This window comes from Streptomyces sp. NPDC028711 (assembly GCF_055565415.1).
The window spans coordinates 277277-296640 of sequence record NZ_JBVHUJ010000007.1 but is presented as its reverse complement, the minus strand read 5'-3'; the positions used below and the strand labels follow the sequence as shown (position 1 = coordinate 296640).

Here is a 19364-nt window from a genome sequence, read left to right as displayed (position 1 = left end):
CGTGAGGACAAGCAGATAAACCCGGTCAGTACGAGGAAAGGCCCAGCTCACCGGAGGCGGAGCAGGTTCAGGACAGGCAGAACCGGTGCGCCCCAAGGGAGGAAGCGTTTCGGCAGATTTTCCGCCAACCTCTCCCTCGGAAGATCGTGACGGCGAGTCCCCCTGCCGGGTCCACCGAACAAGCGAACCGAGAGGAAGGCGAGTTCGACCGGGGAGGCCCTACGGGGCCTCCTGCCCCAGAGCCGTCTCGAAGGCCGCGTACGCCTGCGCGTCGAAGAGCACGAACCGCACCTCCTCCACCTCGGTACGGGCCGCCCGTACCGTCTCCACGGCGATCCGGGCCCCGTCGTCCATCGGCCAGCCGTAGATCCCGGTGGAGAGGGCGGGGAACGCGACCGTACGGTCGCCCAGCTCGTCGGCGACCCGGAGCGACGCCCGGTAGCAGGAGGCCAGCTCCTCCGAGCGGTCCACCTCCGTCGACCAGACCGGCCCCACCGTGTGGATCACGTGCCGGGCGGGCAACCGCCCCGCGGTGGTCGCCACGGCCCGACCCGTCGGCAGCCCCTTGCCGTAGTGCGAGCGGCGCAGGTCCTGACAGGCGGCGAGGATCTCGGGGCCGCCCTTCCGGTGGATGGCTCCGTCGACTCCCCCTCCGCCGAGGAGCGAGGAGTTCGCGGCGTTGACGATCGCGTCCGCCGGCTCGGCGGTGATGTCCCCCTGCACGAGCACGATCCGCACCACGACAGAACCCTTTCTCCGGCAACCCTTCCCCGGAGGCCATTGAACCGGGGGAGCCGAAGGGGCGCCCCGGATTAACATCCGGGGCGCCCCTGACGGGCAGTACGCCTCCGCGCTACTGCCGGGGCGGAGTGTCCGGCCGTGGGGCGTCCGGCCCCTGGTCCGTCGATGGGGGCGTACCGCCCATCTGCTGCCTGAGCTTCTCCTGGGCGGTGTCGACCTGACTGCTGTACTTGCCCTGGGTCCTGCCGTCGACGTAGTCGCCGGCCTTGTCGACGCCCTTGGAGGCCTGATCCTCGTGGCCCTTGAGCATCCCCTTGAGCTTGTCGAACACAGACATCCTGGCCCTCCTAGCCGCTGTTCCAGCCCTTCCAGCATCACGGCATCACCCGAGTCCCGCATCCGCAGAGCCGCGGCCGGCCCCCGACGCCCCGGAACCCGCCCCCGGGACCAGGGCAGCGGGAACCCCGCGCACACGAGAACGACCCCCGACCGATGTACCTGGTCAGGGGCCGTTCACCTGCGGTGGGTGTGGGATTTGAACCCACGGTGACTCTCGCCACGACGGTTTTCAAGACCGTTCCCTTAGGCCGCTCGGGCAACCCACCCCGCGCGCCGGTGTGTCCACGGGCGCGCGGGGGACAGCCTAGCCGGTCAGTTGTCGCCGGTGCGTTCGCCGAGGGTGACGGTGGCCGTGGAGGTCTTGCCGTCGCGCTCGTAGGTGATCTTGACGGTGTCGCCCGGCTTGTGGGTCCAGATCTCGCTGATCAGGGTCGGGCCGCTGTCGATCTGGCGGTCGCCGAAGCCCGTGATCACGTCGCCCGCCTTCAGGCCCGCCTTCGCCGCGGGGCCGTCGGGGACGACCGAGGGGGTGCCGCCCGAGCCCTGGGAGGCGATCGTGGCGCCCTCGCCCCGCTCGTTCATGTTCACCGTCGCGCCGATCACCGGGTAGACCGGCTTGCCCGTCTTGATCAGCTGCTGGGCCACGTTCTTCGCCTGGTTCACCGGGATCGCGAAGCCCAGCCCGATCGAGCCCGCCTGGGACTGGCCGAAGCCGCTTCCCGTGGACTGGATGGCCGAGTTGATGCCGATCACCGCGCCGCTCGCGTCGAGCAGCGGGCCGCCGGAGTTGCCCGGGTTGATCGACGCGTCCGTCTGCAGCGCGCTCATGTACGAGTTGCCGCCGCCGGAACCGTCGCCCGAGGCGACCGGGCGGTTCTTGGCGCTGATGATGCCCGTGGTCACCGTGTTCGACAGGCCGAAGGGCGCGCCGATCGCGATCGTCGAGTCGCCGACCGCCACCTTGTCGGAGTCGCCGAGCGGCAGCGGCTTCAGGCCCTTCGGCGCGTTCGTGAGCTTCAGTACGGCCACGTCGTAGCCCTCGGCCCGGCCGACGACCTCCGCGTCGTACGCCTTGCCGTCCGGGAAGGTCACGGAGAGCGTGCCGCCGTCCGCCGCCGACGCCACCACGTGGTTGTTGGTGACGATGTGGCCCTCCTGGTCGTACACGAAGCCGGTGCCCGTGCCGCCCTCGCCCTCGGGCTGCGAACCGCCGGACTTCGCCTGGATGGTGACCACGCTCGGCAGCGCCCGCGCCGCGACCGCGGCGACCGTGCCCGGGTCCCGCTTGAAGGACGCCGGGGTGTCGCCCGAGGAGACCGTCGTCGAGCTGACGCCGTCGTCGCCACGCTGCGCCGCCCAGTAGCCGACGCCGCCGCCGATTCCGCCCGCGACGAGCGCCGCGGCGAGCACGGCCGCCACGAGGCCGCCGGTCCGCCCGCGCGGCGCCCCGGGGGCGGGGTGCGCGGGCGGCGGCGGGGCGCCCCAGGCCGGCACGGCCGGGGGAGGAGGCGGCCAGCCACCCGCCGCGCCGGCGTGGGCGGGGGCCGGGGGAGGGGTGGGGGCGGGCGTGGACACGGGGGCCTGGACCGCCGTCGGGGCGTCGTCGGGGGTGGCCGAGGGCGGCGTCGACGGAGGCGGGGTCTGAGCCGCCGTCGGGGCGGTCGCCGGGTCCGTCGCCGGGGCCGAGGATGGCGTCGGGTCCGGCGGGGTCGTTGTCGAGGGAGGTGTCGGCGGGGCGGACGGGGCAGTCGGGTCCGCCGGAACCGCCGTGCCCTCGTTCTCGGTGCTCACAGCTCTCTCTCCTCGTCGACAAGCGGATGTGGTGCCTCAGGGTCACCTGCTGGGTCCAGGGTGCTCCACCAGCTTTTCCCACAGGACGTCAGGCCGCTGTAAGGCGGAGCTGTGCGTTCGCACTCCTTCCTTTATATACGGACAGAACGGACGCCTTCCGGTGTGCCCGCCGCACCCCGCCAATGGCACCATGACGCCGTGACTCACGCACGGCAGCACCCGAACCGCGTCCCCCTCCAGGTCGTCGCCCACCGTGGAGCCTCCGAAGACGCACCGGAACACACCCTGGCCGCCTATGTGAAGGCCATCGAGGACGGCGCCGACGCCCTGGAGTGCGACGTCCGGCTCACCGCCGACGGCCATCTGGTCTGCGTCCACGACCGCCGCGTCGACCGCACGTCGAACGGCCGCGGCGCCGTCTCCGCCCTCGAACTCGCCCATCTCACCGCCCTCGACTTCGGCACCTGGAAGGGCCGCGACGACTCCGGTGAGAGCCCCGACTGGCGAGACCCCGGGTACACCTCCGTCCTCACCCTGGAGCGCCTCCTCGAGCTGGTCTCCGACGCCGGGCGCCGGGTCGAGCTGGCCATCGAGACCAAGCACCCGACCCGCTGGGCGGGCCAGGTCGAGGAGCGGCTCCTCCAGCTCCTCAAGCGGTTCGGCCTCGACGCGCCCGCGTCCCCCGCGGACTCCCCCGTACGCGTCATGAGCTTCTCGGCCCGCTCGCTGCAGCGGATCGCCCTGGCGGCGCCGACGCTCCCCACCGTCTCCCTCGCCCAGTTCGTCTCGCCGCGGCTGCGCGACGGACGGCTTCCCGCGGGCGCGCGCATCGCCGGCCCCTCCATCCGGATCGTCCGGCACCACCCCGCCGTGATCCTGCGGCTGCGGAAGGCCGGGCACGAGGTGCACGTCTGGACGGTGGACGACGCCGAGGACGTCGAGCTCTGCGAGCGCCTCGGCGTGGACGCGATCATCACGAACCGGCCCAAGCAGGTGCTCTCCCAACTGGGCCGCGGCTGACCCCTCGCCGCCCGCTCAGCCCCTTCCTTCCCTTACGTCACAAGGGTTCGCGGGGATTACGGGGCGTGCACCGGCGCGTTCCGTACCTACGCGATCGTCACGAGTGCCTCATCGAACGCGGATTGGCCGGTTTCCGGTCCAGGCCATTGGGGCATCCACACGGTGGCGTGGGGCAAAGGAGGTCTCGGGGGTGGCGTTGGTGGTGGCACAGGAGGTGCCCACGTCGTCGAGCATGGCCGTACCCCATGGCCCTGCGGGCGTGGGTGAGGCGAGACACCGGATGCGGGACGAGCTGTACCGCAGCGGGGTGTCCGATTCGGTCGTCGACGACGCGGTGCTGATCCTTTCCGAGCTGCTCAGCAATGCCTGTCGGTACGGCAGGCCGCTGGGGCGCGCGGATCGGGGCGACGGGGATGTACGGGCTGCCTGGCGGGTGGATTCCGCGGGCGGGCTCCGGGTCGAGGTCACGGACGGAGGCGGGCCGACACGGCCCGTGCCGTCGACGCCCTCGGTCACCGCACGGGGAGGCCGCGGGCTGAACATCATCAGCGCGCTGGCCCAGGACTGGGGCGTACGGGACAGCGCGACCGGCGAGGTCACGGTCTGGGTGGTGGTGACCAAAGGGCACCGCCGCGAGGACTTCGCGGCCCGCGTCGGCGGCGGTGGCGGTTCGCGCTTCGACATCCTGGACGCGTACGACGATCTCGACTGACGGGGGGCGCCGTGGCCCGGTGTCCCGCGTACGGCAGCGCGGCCCGCCTGAAGAGTGGCGGTGGTCGGTGCGGCTAGGCTCGCGCCCGGAACAAGCACCGCACCGCCGCGATCGGGAGAAAGCCACACCATGGCCAAGAAGCGCCCCCAGACGAAGGCCGGCAAGGCCGGCCAGGCACAGGTCACGAACGGGGAGATCCCGGTCGTCGGCGCGCGCGAGCCGTGCCCGTGCGGCTCGGGCCGCCGATACAAGGCGTGTCACGGCCGGGCCGCCTCGCACGCCGTGACCGAGCTCGTCCAGCGCCCCTTCGAGGGTCTGCCCGGCGAGTGCGACTGGGTCGCGCTGCGCGAGCTGGTGCCCGCCGCGACCGTGCCGCTCACCCTGAAGGGCGGGCTGCCGGAGGGCGTTCCCTCCGTGACGCTCGCGACCGTGCTGCCGATGGCGTGGCCCGCGCTGCGCCGCGACGACGGCTCCGTCCTGCTCGCCCTGCAGAACGACTCCACCTCCGGCGACCTCGCCCGCGACCTCGCCGACACGCTCCAGCGCGCCCTGGAGACCGAGCCGGGCAGCCCGGTCCCCGCGCGCCGCGTGCCGGCCGAGGGCCCGCGCCTCCAGGACCTGCTCGACGCGGACGCCCCGTTCGCCCCGGAGGTCCACTCGGGCTTCGAGTTCTGGATCCCGCAGTCCGCCGACGGCGCGGACCCGGAGGTCGCCGCCTCCCTCGAGCGGGCCAACGCGGCCGCGATCCCGACCGTGAAGCTGACGAGCGTCGACTCCGCGTACTGGTGCGAGACCCCGGACAAGAACCACCTGCGCTGGGTCATGCCGCACCCGGAGGAGAAGCTCCTGGACGCGCTGGCCCGCCTCCAGGCCGGCGACGGCACCTCCCTCGGCCAGGACACCCGGCTCGTCGGCTCGTTCCGCGCCCACGGTCTGATGGTGCCGGTCTGGGACCTGCCGACGTCGATGACCGCCGAGGAGTGCGAGAAGCCGGCCGCCGAGTTCGCCGAGCGGCTGGCCGGGGCGCTCGCATCGGACGCCCCGCTCACCGCGGAGGAGCGGCGGGCGCGCGGCGGCCTCACGAACCGTCAGGTCACTCTCAGCTGATACCCCAGGTGGTATCGGTGACTGACAGACCGACCGGTCGGTGACTTCGGCCACAAGAGCGTCTTCGGGCGGGTAAATCCCTGTCCGAATAACCGAGATCGAATTTGCGAACAGCAGATCTCTTGTTACCGTTCTGGAAGCCCGGTCGCTGGTGCATCCCCCGTCGCCAGCGACCGGGCCTTTCCATGTCCGCTTCCGGAAGACACCGGGGCGTCGACGCTCAACTTCCTTCGCGCTCCGCCGTGTTGCTCCCGGCCCGCAGCAGCAGCGGAGTGCTGTCACCCTCGCCCGTGCCCGCGAATTCCGCGACCGCCGTATACGCCGTGACCTTGTCCCGAGCACGCTCCACGGGCGTTTCACAGGCACCCGGTTCGTCCTGCGCGGGGACCGCGCAACGGACCTGTACGGTGCGCCCGCCGGGGGCCATGAGGGTCAGAAACGCGTCGATTTCCTGGCCGGTCGCGTTCCGGTAGTACGTACGCGCCCAGATGTCGGGCCCCTCGGCCAGCACGCAGGTCTGCGCCTCGACCCCCTCGGGAGAGGCGAGTTCCGGCCCACAGTGGGAGACCCGTTCCGGAGACATCGGGGCGGGAGAGTCGGGGACCGGAGAAGCCGCAGCCGGAGTGGGGGAGACGGCGGCCGGAGCGCGCGGAACGGCGGTGGGGGCCGGGGAGGTCGGCGTACGGGAGCCGAGGCCGAGCCCCGTCAGCAGATCCCTGGACTTCGCGTCGCCCGCCCCCGCCGCCCCGGCCGGTCGTACGGGTTCGCCCGTCTGCCCCGCCACCGCGACGAGCGGCAGCAGGACGGCGACCGTGACGGCGGCCCCCAGCCCCACCACGCGGAGGTTCACCGGACTCATGGCCCACCTGTTCCTGCTCGGCTGGAGATCTCGAACGGTGGGGTGAACATAGCGGCGGGCGGCGGGCGCCCGGTCGGCCGCGCGCCCGTTTCCCGGAGAAGTGGGACCGCGGCACACCCGTTCGGGTGAACGGCCGGAGCCTCGGGGTCGCGGGCGCCCCGCGCCCGTCAGTACGCGAGCCGGCTTCCGCCGCCCGGTGTGCTCGTGCTCGCCTCCACCAGGGCGTCGACCACCGCCTCCACGTCCGGCAGCCACGGCCGGGCCGAGCCCGCGAGCGGCGCCCGTTCCCACCGCACCTGTCCGGTGCCGGCGAGCGAGGGGGGCAGCAGCAGATAGCCGCCCTCGCCGTGGAACCGCAGGGAGCTCGGCACGCTGTCCTTCGCGTACAGCAGCTCACCGAGCCGTTCGAGGCCGTAGGGGGCGACGAGGATCGACCACCGGGTCGGGGTCGCCACCACCGGGCCGAGCCGCATGCCGGTCCCGTCGAGCGCGGCGAGCGCCCGCGCCCCCGCCACCGCGGGCAGGCTGACCGCGCAGGGCGCGCCGCCGCCCGTGGCGAGGACCACCGGGGCGTCCGGGCGCCGGGTCCACCACCAGCGGATCATCCGCTCGTCCGTGGTGGCCGCGAGCAGCCCGGGGTCGTAGGGGTGGGCGCCCGGCACCACGCAGTCGGGGTCGGGGCAGCGGCAGACGGCCCCCGCGCCCGTACGGGTCGTCGCTCTCAGGCCTGCTCCGGGCAGGACGGGCCAGTTCCACTCGACGGCGAAGGTGACCGCCGCGTCGAGCCGGGCCGTCCTCGCCTTGCGCCGGAACCGGAACCTGCGTCGCCTTCCGAGGATCTCGCGCATGAGCGCTCGTTCCTTTCCGTTGAACGCCGAATCCACTTCACACCATGTGCAGGACACTTCACCGTGCGTATCAGCGCGTACCGGGTCGGCGGGGGTGCGGCCCCCGTCGGAGCGGGGCCGGCCGGGCCGTCATCAGGTGGAGCCACGCGGAACCGGAGTGGAGCGGGGACCAGAACCGGGTGGAGCCAGGTCAGAACGAGATGGAGCCGGGACGGAACCAGGGCGGGCCAGAACACGTTCCCCGCCACTCGGTGACGGGCTGCGGCCTGCGGCAGATAAGACGCCGGGGTTCCGCGTCGCGTTCCGGGGCAGCTCCAACTGCCCCTGCCTGTCACCGATTACGTACCCAGCACGCTCGGAATGACGCGCTGTGAAACGACGCCAGTCGACCCCAAAAGGTGCACACCGGGGACAATTTTCGGCCAACTTGCCGCGCACTTCAACCCTCTCGCGCAACCTCACGGACACCACAAGTCCCGTGGGGACAATGCTGGACATCGTTCCTCTTGTGCGTGTACATGTGGATGCATCGAGCGGCTCAGAATGACATGGGGGTTTGCGATGCTATGGCGTCAAACGCACCGGTCGGAAAGCCGACTGACATGAGCGCCCCACAGATCCCGAAAGTGGCTGGAATCGATTCCACGGTTCCCGGGCCACCGCACACTACGCCGCCCCTCCCCGGGGTCCCCGCGGCGGCGCCCCCCTCCGATCCGGTCCCCCCGCCCGGGGCGCTGATCCAGGACAGGCTCGCCACCTGGGTCTCCGACCTCACCACCCTCCACGAACTCACCGAGCGCCTCATCAGGACCGCCTCCCTCGACGAGGCCCTCCGCGAGGTGCTCGGCGCCGGCGCCGCCCTCGTCGGGGCCCGCCGCGGCATGGCCGTCCTCGAACCGGCCGACGGGCTCGGCCCCGCCGCCACCATCGGCCTCGGCCTCGCCCACTCCGACCTCGGCACCATCGAGACCGTCCCGCGCGGCACCAGCAGCTACGGCCGCCTCCTCGACGGCCTCCCCGACCCGGTCCACCCCGAGCGCGTCCCCGATCCGATCGCCATCCGGGACGTACGCACCGAGGAAGGCCTCGACCCCCGCCACCGCGAGGTCGCCGCCCGCCTCGGCTACGCCGCCAGCTACGCCCTCCCCCTCGCCACCGAGGAGGCCGGCCGGCTCGGCGCGGCCGTCTGGCTCTACGACGAGCCCGCCGAACCCACCGACCGCCAGCGCCACCTCATCGGGCTCTACGGCCGCTTCGCCACCGAGCACCTCGCCCGCCTCCTCCAGGTCGAACGGGCCCGCGTCCAGGTCGCCACCGTCGCCGAGGAGCTGCTCCCGAGCCGGCTCCCCCGCGTCCCCGGCGTCCAGCTCGCCGCCCGCCACCGCACGGGACCCCGGGGCGGCGGCGACTGGTACGACGCGCTGCCGCTGCCCGAGGGCGCCCTCGGTCTCTCCGTCGGCTCCGTCTCGGGGACCGGGCCCAGCGCGCTCGCCGCCATGGGCCGGCTGCGCGCCTCGCTGCGGGCGTACGCGGTGATGGAGGGCGAGGACCCCGTCGCCGTCCTCTCCGACCTCGAACTCCTCCTCCGCCTCACCGAACCCGCCCGCTCGGCGACCGCGCTCTTCGCGTACGCCGAGCCCGCGCAGCGCCGGATCGTCCTCGCCGGGGCCGGGCACGCCCCGCCGCTGATCGTCGGTGAGCGGCGCACCGAGTACGTCGAAACCTCGCTCTCGGCCCCGCTCGGGATGCTCTCCTGCTGGGAGGCACCGAGCGTGGAGCTGTCCCCCGCACCCGGAGAAACGGTGCTTCTCTACACGGACGGGCTGCTGCGCCGTACCGGCGACGCCATGGACCGCGCCTTCGCCCGGCTCCACGCGGCGGCCGCGAGCGTGCCGAAGGCCGACCGGGGCGACCCGGGCGCCGTCGCCGACCACGTCCTGCGGACCCTGCTGCCCGAGGGCCTCGACACCGCCGTGGACGGAGAGGACGTGGTCCTGCTCGCCGCCCGCTTCGAGTGAGCGGCACGTGAACCCGCGGTGACTCAGCGGTAATGGGTCTTCCGGCCCTGGGCCCCCTTCCGTACGACCGTACGATGGTGGGGGTTCAGTGTCGTACCAAGAGGAGGCAGACCCGTGGCCGAGGAGCTCACGCCGGAGACCCCGGAAGAGACCGACGAGCAGCAGGCGATCAAGCAGCGGAAGAACGGCCTCTACCCGGGCGTGTCCGACGAGCTGGCCGAGAACATGAAGTCCGGCTGGGCCGACACCGAGCTGCGGGGTCTCGAGCCGATCGCGCAGGCCGACAAGACCGCCGCGCGCCGTGCCGCGCTGTCCGCCCGCTTCCCGGGCGAGCGCCTGGTGATCCCGGCCGGCAACCTGAAGACCCGGTCGAACGACACCGAGTACAGCTTCCGCGCCTCCACCGAGTACGCGTACCTCACCGGCGACCAGACGCAGGACGGCGTCCTCGTCCTGGAGCCCACGGCCGACGGCCACCAGGCGACGGTCTACCTGCTGCCGCGCTCCGACCGGGAGAACGGCGAGTTCTGGCTCGACGGCCAGGGCGAGCTGTGGGTCGGCCGCCGCCACTCCCTCACCGAGGCCGAGCAGCTCCTCGGCGTCCCCGCGAAGGACGTCCGCGAGCTCGCCGCCGCCCTCAAGGAGGCCACGGGACCGGTCCGCGCCGTCCGCGGCCACGACGCCGGCATCGAGGCCGCGCTGACCGACAAGGTCACCGCCGAGCGCGACGAGGAACTCCGCGTCTACCTCTCCGAGGCCCGCCTCATCAAGGACTCCTTCGAGATCGCCGAGCTGGAGAAGGCCTGCGCCTCCACCGCCCGCGGCTTCGAGGACGTCGTCAAGGTCCTCGACAAGGCCGAGGCCACCAGCGAGCGCTACATCGAGGGAACCTTCTTCCTGCGCGCCCGCGTCGAGGGCAACGACATCGGCTACGGCTCCATCTGCGCCGCGGGACCGCACGCCACCACCCTGCACTGGGTCCGCAACGACGGCGACGTCCGCTCCGGCGACCTGCTGCTGCTCGACGCCGGCGTGGAGACCACCGAGCTCTACACCGCCGACATCACCCGCACCCTGCCGATCAACGGCCGGTACACCGAGCTCCAGCGCAAGATCTACGACGCCGTGTACGAGGCGCAGGAGGCCGGCATCGCCGCGGTGAAGCCCGGCGCCGCCTACCGCGACTTCCACGACGCCGCCCAGCGCGTCCTCGCCGAGAAGCTCGTCGAGTGGGGCCTCGTCGAGGGCCCGGTCGAGCGCGTCCTGGAGCTCGGCCTCCAGCGCCGCTGGACCCTGCACGGCACCGGTCACATGCTCGGCATGGACGTCCACGACTGCGCCGCCGCGCGCACCGAGGCCTACGTCGACACGACCCTCGCGCCGGGCATGTGCCTGACCGTCGAGCCGGGTCTGTACTTCCAGGCCGACGACCTGACCGTGCCGGAGGAGTACCGCGGCATCGGCGTCCGGATCGAGGACGACATCCTCGTCACCGAGGACGGCAACCGGAACCTCTCGGACGCGCTGCCGCGCCGTGCGGACGAGGTCGAGGCGTGGATGGCCGCGCTGAAGGGCTGATCTCCGCGTACGTTGGAAACGAGGGGCCTCCGTCGACCGACCGGCGGGGGCCCTTCCCCTTCCCGCACGCCCTCCGGAGATCCCGCTCGTACGCCCTCCGGAGATCAGGTCCCGTACGTGCTCCGGCGATCACGCCATGAGCAGGGAAGGGCTGTCCTTCCACTTCAGGATCTTGTCGAAGCTGACCACCGCGCCGCCCCGGCCCGACCGGTTACCGAAGTGCACATGGTCCGCGAGCTCCTCGATCAGCCGCAGCCCCCGGCCGTTCTCGGCGTCCGCCGAGGCCGCGGGGAGCTCGGCGCCGGGGAAGCCCGGCCCCGAATCGGCCACCTCGATCCGACAGGTCTCCCCGTCCAGGTACGCCGTCACCCGGTACGCCCCCGTCGGCGCCCCGTACGGCCGGCCGCTCCCGGCGCCGCCGCCGTGCTCCACCGCGTTCGCACACGCCTCGGTCAGCGCGACCGACAGCTCGTAGGACACGTCCGGATCGACGCCCGCCGTCTCCATCGTGCCCATCAGGAGCCGCCGCGCGAGGGGCACGCTCGCAGCCTCGCGCCGCAGATGGAGTGACCACAGAATGCTCATGCTCCAGCCTCCCGGCAACGGTCCGACCTACCGGTAGGTATTGCCGGACGGAACCCCTCGTAAGCCCCCGGAGGCGTCAAGAGCGCTCGTTCGGCGGATACAACGGGCCCTCCGGCCGGTGTATGTCACCCCGAAGGCCCCCAAGAGCGACCTTATGGACCTGCCTCATGCCGGTGGGTCCGCTGGTGCGATGATGGGCCCGCCATGAATGCCCCCGCGCTCGCTCCACGGCTGCTGAGGGCCGCGGTGTTCACCGCGGTCTGCGTCGTGCTGTCCGCGCTCGGGCACGCCCTCGCCGCCTGCGCGGGGATCGCCCTGTGGTCCCTCCTTGCCGGGTTCCTCGGCGTCTTCGGCGTCACCCTTCTCCTCACCGGACGTGAGCGCTCCCTCGGCTTCGTCGTCGGCGCCCTCGCCGGCGGCCAGCTCGGTCTGCACGTCCTCTTCGGCCTCGGACAGCGCAGGCTCGGCCTGGGCGCCGAGGCGGACGACGCCCTCATCCGGATGGCGGCGCGGCTCGTCTGCGGCGCGGGGACCACGTCCCTCGGCTCCGCCGACGCGGCCCGGGTCATCCGCGAGGCCGGACTCGACCCGGCGGACGCGGGGACGGGCGCCCACGCGGGACACGCGGCCGTCGGCGCGGCCGCGCCCGCCGAGCTGCTGCCGGGGCTTCCCATGCTCCTCGGCCACCTGCTCGCGGCCCTCGCCGCGGGGTGGCTGCTGCGCCGCGGGGACCTCGCCCTCAGCCGCCTCGTCGAACTCTCCGAACAGGGCGCGACGGAGCTCGCCGAGTGCGCCCTCGTCCGCTCGCTGCGGGCCGCGCTCCGTCTCGTACGGGCGTTGCTCGCCGGGCTCTCGACGGCTCCCCGCACCGGGCCGCAGCGGACGGTCCGAACGGCCTTCGACTCCTCGCCACCGGCGGTGGCCGAGGCGCTCAGGAACACGGTGATCAGGCGCGGCCCGCCGGCCGCCGACTGCGTGCTCGCCGCCTGACACAGGTCTGCCACAGGCCGGCTCAGGCCGACGCGGGTCGACGCAGTCCGCCGCGGTCCGCTCCACGGGAGCGGGGACCGCGACCGTCGGCACGTCCGTCGAGGTTCTCCTTCCTCCGGCGTGCCGGACCCCACCGTCCTTCTCCGAGCTGGAGTGTCTTCTGCCATGACCGTTTCCCGTCTGCCCTTCTCCCGGGTCGCCCTCGCCGGTGGTATCGCCCTCTCCTCCGTCGTGCCCCTCTCCGGCACCGCCTTCGCGCACGTGAGCGTGCAGCCGGAGGGCGAGGCCGCCAAGGGCGGCTACGCGACCGTCAACATCAAGGTCCCGAACGAGCGCGACAACGCCTCCACCGTGAAGGTCGAGGTCAACTTCCCGCTCGACCACCCGCTCGCCTCCGTCATGCCGCAGCCCGTCCCCGGCTGGAAGGCCGAGGTGACCAGGAGCAAGCTCGACAAGCCGCTGGAGCTGCACGGCAGGACGATCAACGAGGCCGTCTCCAAGGTCACCTGGACCGCCGACGGTTCGAAGATCGGACCCGGCCAGTTCCAGCAGTTCCCGCTCTCCCTCGGTCAGCTGCCCGAGGACACCGACCAGCTGGTCCTCAAGGCGATCCAGACGTACGACAACAAGGAGGTCGTGCGCTGGATCGAGGAGCAGAAGGAGGGCGCGGAGGAGCCGCAGAACCCCGCCCCCGTCCTGAAGCTCTCCGCCGCCTCCGCCGACCACCACGGCGGTGCCGCCGCCCCGTCCGCCTCCGCATCCGCGTCTACCTCCCCCTCCGCGGACGAGAAGGCCGGGCACGAGGACAAGACGGCCTCGCACAAGGAGGCGGCCAACGCCGACTCCTCCGACACCACGGCCCGCGTCCTCGGCATCCTCGGCATCCTCGTCGGTGGCGCGGGTGTCGCCTTCGGTGTCCTCGCCGGCCGTCGCCGCTCGCTCTGACGACCGCACCCACCAGAGATCCCGAAAGAAGCACCATGTCTGCAGAGAAGACGCCCGGGGCGGGTACGGCCCGTCCCGGGCGGCGCACCCCGCTGGTCATCGCCACCGCCGCGATCGTCGCCGCGATCGGCATCACCGCGGCCGTCGGGTTCGGCGGCGACGACGGCAAGAGCCCGGGCCAGGGCACCGGATCGATCGCCGAGATCTCCGGCGGCAGCGACCCCACCAAGGCCGCCACCGTCCTCGACCGGCCGTTCACCAAGCCCGCGCTCGTCCTCACCGACACCAAGGGCAAGCCGTACGACCTGCGGGAACGCACCAAGGGCAAGCCGACGCTCATCTACTTCGGCTACACCCACTGCCCCGACGTCTGCCCCATGACGATGAGCAACATCGCCATCGCCAAGAAGCAGCTCCCCAAGGCCGACCAGGACAAGCTCCAGGTCGTCTTCGTCACCACCGACCCCGAGCGGGACACCCCCGCAGAGCTCGCCAAGTGGCTGCCCGCCGCCGGCGACCCCTCCTTCACCGGTCTCACCGGCGACTTCTCCGCCATCCAGGCGGGGGCCCGGCAGATCGGCATCGGCATCGACCCGCCGAAGAAGGACAAGAACGGCTCGGTCGTCTCCATGCACGGAGCCCAGGTGATCGCCTTCTCGCCCACGACCGACCAGGGCTACGTCCTGTACGGCGAGGACGCGACCATCGAGGACTACGCCAAGGACCTGCCGAAGCTCATCAAGGGGGAGAACCCGTGAACCGCCGCACCACCGCCCTGTCCGCCGCCGTGGCGCTCGCCGCCGCTCTCGCGCTGACCGGGTGCTCGTCCTCGTCCGGCGGCGACAAGCCCGAACTGAAGGTCAGCGGCGCGTTCATGCCCCAGCCGGTACAGGACATGGCCGCCGGCTTCCTCACCATCACCAACGGCAGCGGCACGGCGGACCGGCTCACCTCCGTCACCAGCCCCGTCTCGGACGACATCACCATCCACGAGACGAAGAACCAGAAGATGCAGGAGGTGAAGTCCTTCGACATCCCCGCCAACGGCACGCTCTCCCTGGAACGCGGTGGCAACCACATCATGTTCATGGAGCTGAAGAAGCAGCCGAAGCAGGGCGAGAAGGTCAGCATCGAGCTCCACTTCGAGAAGTCCGACCCCCTCACGGTCGACCTTCCCGTCGAGGCCGCCGGCCACAACCCGCGGCAGCACTGAGCACATCGACCGCGTTGACGGAGTGCAGACAGAACTGACGGAGTGACCCAGAGATGACAACCACCGCCCCGCGCCTCGGTTCCGCCCTGGCCCGGCTGCTGATCCTCGCGGCCGCGCTGCTCGGCACGCTGCTCGCCGGTGCCGCCCCCGCGTCCGCGCACGCGGCGCTGACCGGAAGCGACCCGAAGGACGGGGCGGTGGTCGCCACCGCTCCCAAGGAGGTCAACCTCACCTTCTCCGAACAGGTCTCCATGAGCGCCGACTCCATCCGGGTCCTCGACCCGGCGGGCCGACGGGCCGACACCGGCGAGATGCGCGACCTGTGCAGCGGTTCCCTCGTCCGGTACGGGGTGGAGCTCCGCGCCGGGCTGCCCGACGGCACCTACACCGTGGCCTGGCAGACCGTCTCGGCCGACAGCCACCCCATCTCCGGCGCCTTCACCTTCTCCATCGGCGCCCCCTCCACGACCTCGGTCGTCCTCCCCGACCGGACGGCGGGCGGCGGGCCCGTCGGCACCCTCTACGGCATCGCGCGCTACCTCTCGTACGCGGGCTTCGCCGTCCTCGTCGGCGGCGGCGCCTTCGTCCTGGCCTGCTGGCCGCGCGGCGCGAGCGTCCGGCCCGTCCAGAAGACGGTCGTCCGGGGCTGGCTGACCCTCACCGGCGCCACCCTCGTCATGCTGCTGCTTCGCAACCCGTACACCGGCTCCGGCGAACTCTCCGACGCCTTCGACCTGGCGGGCCTGAAAGCCGTCCTGGAGACGAAGACCGGGGCCGCGCTCACCTCCCGGCTGCTGCTGCTCGGCGCGGCCGCGCTCTTCGTGGCCGTCCTCTTCGGCGCCTACGCCCGGCGTACCGACCCGAAGGAGAAGAAGGACCTCACCTTCGGGCTCGCCATCGGCGGCAGCGTCGTCGCCGCCGGAATCGCCGGCACCTGGGCGCTGGCGGAGCACGCCTCGACCGGTCTTCAGCCCGGTATCGCCATGCCCGTCGACATCCTGCACCTGCTCGCCGTCGCCGCCTGGCTCGGCGGTCTCACGGTGCTGCTCGTCGCCCTCTACCGGGCGCCGTCCGTCGAACGCGCGGCGGTCGAGCGCTTCTCCAGGGTGGCCTTCGGTTCCGTGGCCGTCCTCGCGGCCACCGGGCTCTACCAGTCCTGGCGGCAGGTCGGCTCCTGGTCGGCGCTGACGGGGACCCGTTACGGGCAGCTGCTCCTCGTGAAGATCGGCCTGATGTGCGTCCTCCTCGGCATCGCCTGGGTCTCCCGCCGCTGGATCCAGCGCCTCGCCGACCCGGCGCCGGCCGAAGCGAGCGACGAGACCGACGAGATCGCAGCGGCCGAAGAGACGGAGGAGGGGGAGCCCGAGGCGGCTGAGGAAGCCGGTGAGGCCTCGGAGTCCGGGGCCGTCGACGCCCGGCGGGCCGCTCAGCTCGCCCGGCAGCGGGCCGCCGTCGCCACCGCGCGACGCAAGCGGGAGCGGGACGCCGATCCCGAGCGGGCCGGTCTGCGGCGCTCGGTGCTGACCGAGGCCGCGGTGGCCGTCGTGCTCCTCGCCGTGACCACCGTCCTCACCTCGACCGAACCCGGCCGCACCGAGGAGGAGGCCGCGCGGGGCACCGCCGCCTCCGGCCCCGCCGCCGTGCCCGACCGGCCCGTCGACATCCGGCTGCCCTTCGACACCGGCGGCGTGGACGGCAAGGGGGTCGTCCGGCTGAGCCTCGACCCCGGCCGCACCGGCGCCAACGCGCTCCATCTCTTCGTGGAGCGCCCCAACGGCAAACCGCTGGACGTCCCCGAGATCAAGGTCGCCTTCACCCTGAAGGCGAGGGACGTCGGCCCGCTGCCCGTCGCCCCCGACCGGATCCAGACCGGACACTGGACCGCGAGCGGCGTCCAGATCCCGATGCCAGGAGAGTGGCGGATCCAGGTGACCGTCCGTACCTCCGAGATCGACCAGACCACCATCGACAAGAACGTGAAGATCGGCTGACGCGTGACCGAGAACGACAACCTTGAGATCTCCCGGCGGCGCCTGCTCGGCACGGTCGGCGCGGCGGGCGCGGCCGGGCTCGTCATCGGCGCGGCCGGCGGTGTCGGAGTCACGGCGGCCGTGTCGGGCGATGACACCACCGCCGGAACCGGTGCCGACGGCACTCCCGCGCTCACCACGGTCGGCTCGACCGAGGTGATGTTTCACGGGAAACATCAGGCCGGCATCACCACTCCCCTCCAGTCCCGGGGTCATCTGGTCGCCTTCGACCTCGCGCCGGGCGCCGGCCGCAAGGAGGCCGTCGCTCTGCTGCGCCGCTGGTCGGCGACGGCGAAGGCGCTGATGGCGGGCAAGGCCCCGGCCGGGGACACCGGGATCGCGCTCGACGCGGGCCCTTCCTCCCTCACGGTGACCTTCGGTTTCGGCCGGACGTTCTTCGACCGCACGGGGCTCACCGCGCGCCGCCCCGGTCAGCTCGACCCGCTGCCCGCCTTCTCCTCCGACGCTCTCGACGCCCGGCGCTCGGAGGGTGACCTGTGGGTGCAGATCGGTGCCGACGACGCGCTCGTCGCCTTCCACGCGCTGCGCGCGGTCCAGAAGGACGCGGGGGACGCGGCCCGGGTGCGCTGGCAGATGAACGGCTTCAACCGCTCGGCCGGTGCCACCGCGAAGCCGATGACCGCCCGCAACCTCATGGGTCAGGTCGACGGCACCGGCAACCCGAAGGTGACCGACCCCGACTTCGACCGGCGGATCTTCGTCCCGGCCGGGGCCACCGGCGCCCAGGAGTGGATGGCCGACGGCTCGTACGCGGTCGTGCGTCGGATCCGGATGCTGCTCGACGACTGGGAGAAGCTGCCGCTCGACCGGCAGGAGAAGGTGATAGGCCGCCGGAAGTCCGACGGTGCCCCGCTCACCGGCGGGACCGAGACCACCGAGCTCGACCTGGACACGTTCGGTCCTGACGGGAAGACGGTCATCCCGGACAACGCCCACGCGCGGATCTCCGCCCCCGAACAGAACGGCGGTGCGGCGATGCTGCGCCGGCCGTTCTCCTTCCACGACGGCATCGCTCCCGACGGGACGCCGGACGCCGGTCTCCTCTTCGTCTGCTGGCAGGCGGACCCGCTGAGGGGCTTCGTGCCCGTGCAGCGCAAGCTCGACCGGGGGGACGCGCTGTCCGCGTTCATCCGCCATGAGGCGAGCGGCCTCTTCGCCGTCCCGGGCGGCCCCGCCGAGGGCGAGTACGTGGGGCAGCGGCTCCTGGAGTCCTGACGCGCCGAGCGGGCGGTCCACGCCTCCGGGGCCCATTAGGGTGACGGTATGTCCGCCACCCGGTACACGTATCTCGGCCCCGAGGGCACCTTCACGGAGGCCGCGCTGCGTACGCTGCCCGAGGCCGCGACGAGGGAACTCGTCCCCATGGTCTCGGTCCCGGCCGCGCTCGACGCCGTACGGAACGGGGAGGCCGCCGCCGCGCTCGTACCGATCGAGAACTCGGTCGAGGGCGGGGTGACGGCGACCCTGGACGAGCTGGCCTCCGGCGAGCCGTTGATGATCTACCGCGAGGTGCTCCTGCCGATCGCCTTCGCGCTGCTCGTGCGGCCCGGGACCAAGCTGTCGGAGATCAAGACGGTGACGGGCCATCCGGTGGCGCAGCCGCAGGTCCGGAACTGGATGCGGGCGAACCTGCCCGAGGCGCTGTGGGAGTCGGCCGCGTCCAACGCGGACGGGGCCCGGCTGGTGCAGGAGGGGCGCTTCGACGCCGCCTTCGCCGGTGAGTTCGCGGCGGCGACGTACGGCCTTGAGGCGCTGGTCACCGAGATCCACGACGCGGAGAACGCCGAGACCCGGTTCGTGCTGGTGGGACGGCCGGCCCGGCCGGCGGCCCCGACGGGCGCGGACAAGACCTCGGTGGTGCTGTGGCTGGGTGACGATCATCCGGGTGCCCTCCTCGAACTGCTCCAGGAATTCGCGGTGCGCGGGGTGAACCTGATGCTGATCCAGTCCCGGCCGACGGGGGCGGGGATCGGCAACTACTGCTTCGCCGTGGACGCCGAGGGCCATATCTCGGACCGGCGGGTGGGCGAGGCGCTGATGGGGCTCAAGCGGATCTGCCCCAAGGTGCGCTTCCTCGGCTCGTACCCGAGGGCGGGTGTCGCGGTCGAGGACGTGCGGGCGCTGCGGCGCGGCACTTCGGACGGGGAGTTCATGGCGGCCTCCGACTGGCTGGCGAGGGCCCAGGACGGTCGGGCCTGACCCGATGGTGACGGAACGCTCCCGGCGACGGGAGCGTTCGTCCACAGGTGCGAACCACTAGTCCTACCTGCATATTTTTCAGTTACCCACAGCGGTTATCCACAGGGACCCTTCATAACCTGGGGACAAGTCGACAGCCCGCCCCGACAAGGTCGACAAATCGGCCTAGCCACTCCCGCCCGGACGCCACCTGTCCACAGCGGCTGACCACCACTCCGTCAGCACTCCCCGCTCGACCCACCCTTTGGAGCGAGCAATTCCCACCCAAATGAGCGCCCCCATGGTGTTTGATCACGGAATTCCCAGGCGCCGGAGCGGAAATCCCAGCGATCTGCTCCGTAGTCCACAGATCTTCCGCACAGCCTGTG

Annotated in this window: 18 protein-coding genes and 1 tRNA gene; 12 read left to right on the top strand and 7 right to left on the bottom strand. The window is 72.3% G+C overall.

Going from position 1 to position 19364, the window contains the following annotated elements; all coding sequences use genetic code 11:
* Positions 1-219 precede the first annotated feature (219 nt).
* The 4 genes from ACZ4VK_RS23210 to ACZ4VK_RS23195 form a co-directional block, all read right to left on the bottom strand.
* Positions 220-741 carry an O-acetyl-ADP-ribose deacetylase gene (locus tag ACZ4VK_RS23210; RefSeq protein ID WP_468354995.1) on the bottom strand — a complete coding sequence of 174 codons (522 nt, stop codon included), beginning with the start codon at positions 739-741 and terminating at the stop codon, positions 220-222.
* 112 nt (positions 742-853) lie between these two features.
* Positions 854-1078: an antitoxin gene (locus ACZ4VK_RS23205; RefSeq protein ID WP_468354993.1), complete on the bottom strand. Its 225-nt coding sequence runs from the start codon at positions 1076-1078 to the stop codon at positions 854-856.
* Positions 1079-1261: 183 nt separating this feature from the next.
* Positions 1262-1346, bottom strand: a tRNA-Ser gene (locus tag ACZ4VK_RS23200).
* A 46-nt stretch (positions 1347-1392) separates the two neighbouring features.
* A complete protein-coding gene (locus tag ACZ4VK_RS23195; RefSeq protein WP_468354990.1) occupies positions 1393-2871 on the bottom strand; it encodes a S1C family serine protease in 1479 nt (492 codons plus the stop codon).
* A 198-nt stretch (positions 2872-3069) separates the two neighbouring features.
* Between ACZ4VK_RS23195 and ACZ4VK_RS23190 the strand changes: the two genes are divergently transcribed.
* The 3 genes from ACZ4VK_RS23190 (at position 3070) to ACZ4VK_RS23180 (ending at position 5710) form a co-directional block, all read left to right on the top strand.
* Positions 3070-3891: a glycerophosphodiester phosphodiesterase gene (locus ACZ4VK_RS23190; RefSeq protein WP_468354987.1), complete on the top strand. Its 822-nt coding sequence runs from the start codon at positions 3070-3072 to the stop codon at positions 3889-3891.
* Between the two features lie 103 nt (positions 3892-3994).
* Positions 3995-4603: an ATP-binding protein gene (locus tag ACZ4VK_RS23185; RefSeq protein ID WP_468354984.1), complete on the top strand. Its 609-nt coding sequence runs from the start codon at positions 3995-3997 to the stop codon at positions 4601-4603.
* Positions 4604-4732: 129 nt separating this feature from the next.
* The gene (locus ACZ4VK_RS23180; RefSeq protein ID WP_468354981.1) at positions 4733-5710 is read left to right on the top strand and encodes a DUF5926 family protein; all 978 of its coding nucleotides are present in this window, start codon (positions 4733-4735) and stop codon (positions 5708-5710) included.
* A 220-nt stretch (positions 5711-5930) separates the two neighbouring features.
* On the opposite strand, the gene ACZ4VK_RS23175 is transcribed toward ACZ4VK_RS23180, so the two are convergent.
* Both ACZ4VK_RS23175 and ACZ4VK_RS23170 read right to left on the bottom strand, forming a co-directional pair.
* Positions 5931-6569, bottom strand: a complete 639-nt coding sequence (locus tag ACZ4VK_RS23175) for a hypothetical protein (protein WP_468354978.1) — start codon at positions 6567-6569, stop codon at positions 5931-5933.
* Positions 6570-6736: 167 nt separating this feature from the next.
* A complete protein-coding gene (locus ACZ4VK_RS23170) occupies positions 6737-7417 on the bottom strand; it encodes a bifunctional DNA primase/polymerase (RefSeq protein ID WP_468354975.1) in 681 nt (226 codons plus the stop codon).
* A gap of 626 nt (positions 7418-8043) precedes the next feature.
* Between ACZ4VK_RS23170 and ACZ4VK_RS23165 the strand changes: the two genes are divergently transcribed.
* The gene (locus ACZ4VK_RS23165) at positions 8044-9435 is read left to right on the top strand and encodes a PP2C family protein-serine/threonine phosphatase (protein ID WP_468354972.1); all 1392 of its coding nucleotides are present in this window, start codon (positions 8044-8046) and stop codon (positions 9433-9435) included.
* 114 nt (positions 9436-9549) lie between these two features.
* Positions 9550-11013, top strand: coding sequence for an aminopeptidase P family protein (locus ACZ4VK_RS23160; protein ID WP_468354969.1), 1464 nt, complete (start codon positions 9550-9552; stop codon positions 11011-11013).
* A gap of 129 nt (positions 11014-11142) precedes the next feature.
* Here ACZ4VK_RS23160 and ACZ4VK_RS23155 read toward each other — a convergent pair whose 3' ends face one another.
* The gene (locus tag ACZ4VK_RS23155) at positions 11143-11598 is read right to left on the bottom strand and encodes an ATP-binding protein (protein WP_468354966.1); all 456 of its coding nucleotides are present in this window, start codon (positions 11596-11598) and stop codon (positions 11143-11145) included.
* A 204-nt stretch (positions 11599-11802) separates the two neighbouring features.
* Here ACZ4VK_RS23155 and ACZ4VK_RS23150 point away from each other — a divergent pair, with 204 nt between their 5' ends.
* The 7 genes from ACZ4VK_RS23150 to pheA all read left to right on the top strand — a co-directional run bounded on the left by ACZ4VK_RS23150 (position 11803) and on the right by pheA (position 18996).
* Positions 11803-12588, top strand: a complete 786-nt coding sequence (locus ACZ4VK_RS23150; RefSeq protein WP_468354963.1) for a hypothetical protein — start codon at positions 11803-11805, stop codon at positions 12586-12588.
* Positions 12589-12753: 165 nt separating this feature from the next.
* Positions 12754-13533: a YcnI family copper-binding membrane protein gene (locus ACZ4VK_RS23145; RefSeq protein WP_468354960.1), complete on the top strand. Its 780-nt coding sequence runs from the start codon at positions 12754-12756 to the stop codon at positions 13531-13533.
* 35 nt (positions 13534-13568) lie between these two features.
* Positions 13569-14291: an SCO family protein gene (locus ACZ4VK_RS23140; RefSeq protein ID WP_468354957.1), complete on the top strand. Its 723-nt coding sequence runs from the start codon at positions 13569-13571 to the stop codon at positions 14289-14291.
* Positions 14288-14746 carry a copper chaperone PCu(A)C gene (locus ACZ4VK_RS23135; protein ID WP_468354954.1) on the top strand — a complete coding sequence of 153 codons (459 nt, stop codon included), beginning with the start codon at positions 14288-14290 and terminating at the stop codon, positions 14744-14746. The genes ACZ4VK_RS23140 and ACZ4VK_RS23135 overlap by 4 nt, the downstream gene beginning before the upstream one ends.
* A gap of 53 nt (positions 14747-14799) precedes the next feature.
* Positions 14800-16737 carry a copper resistance protein CopC gene (locus tag ACZ4VK_RS23130; protein ID WP_468354950.1) on the top strand — a complete coding sequence of 646 codons (1938 nt, stop codon included), beginning with the start codon at positions 14800-14802 and terminating at the stop codon, positions 16735-16737.
* Between the two features lie 3 nt (positions 16738-16740).
* Complete coding sequence (efeB, locus tag ACZ4VK_RS23125; RefSeq protein WP_468354947.1) at positions 16741-18012, top strand: iron uptake transporter deferrochelatase/peroxidase subunit; 1272 nt, start codon at positions 16741-16743, stop codon at positions 18010-18012.
* Positions 18013-18060: 48 nt separating this feature from the next.
* Positions 18061-18996 carry a prephenate dehydratase gene (pheA, locus tag ACZ4VK_RS23120; protein WP_468354944.1) on the top strand — a complete coding sequence of 312 codons (936 nt, stop codon included), beginning with the start codon at positions 18061-18063 and terminating at the stop codon, positions 18994-18996.
* The last annotated feature ends 368 nt before the right edge of the window (positions 18997-19364 follow it).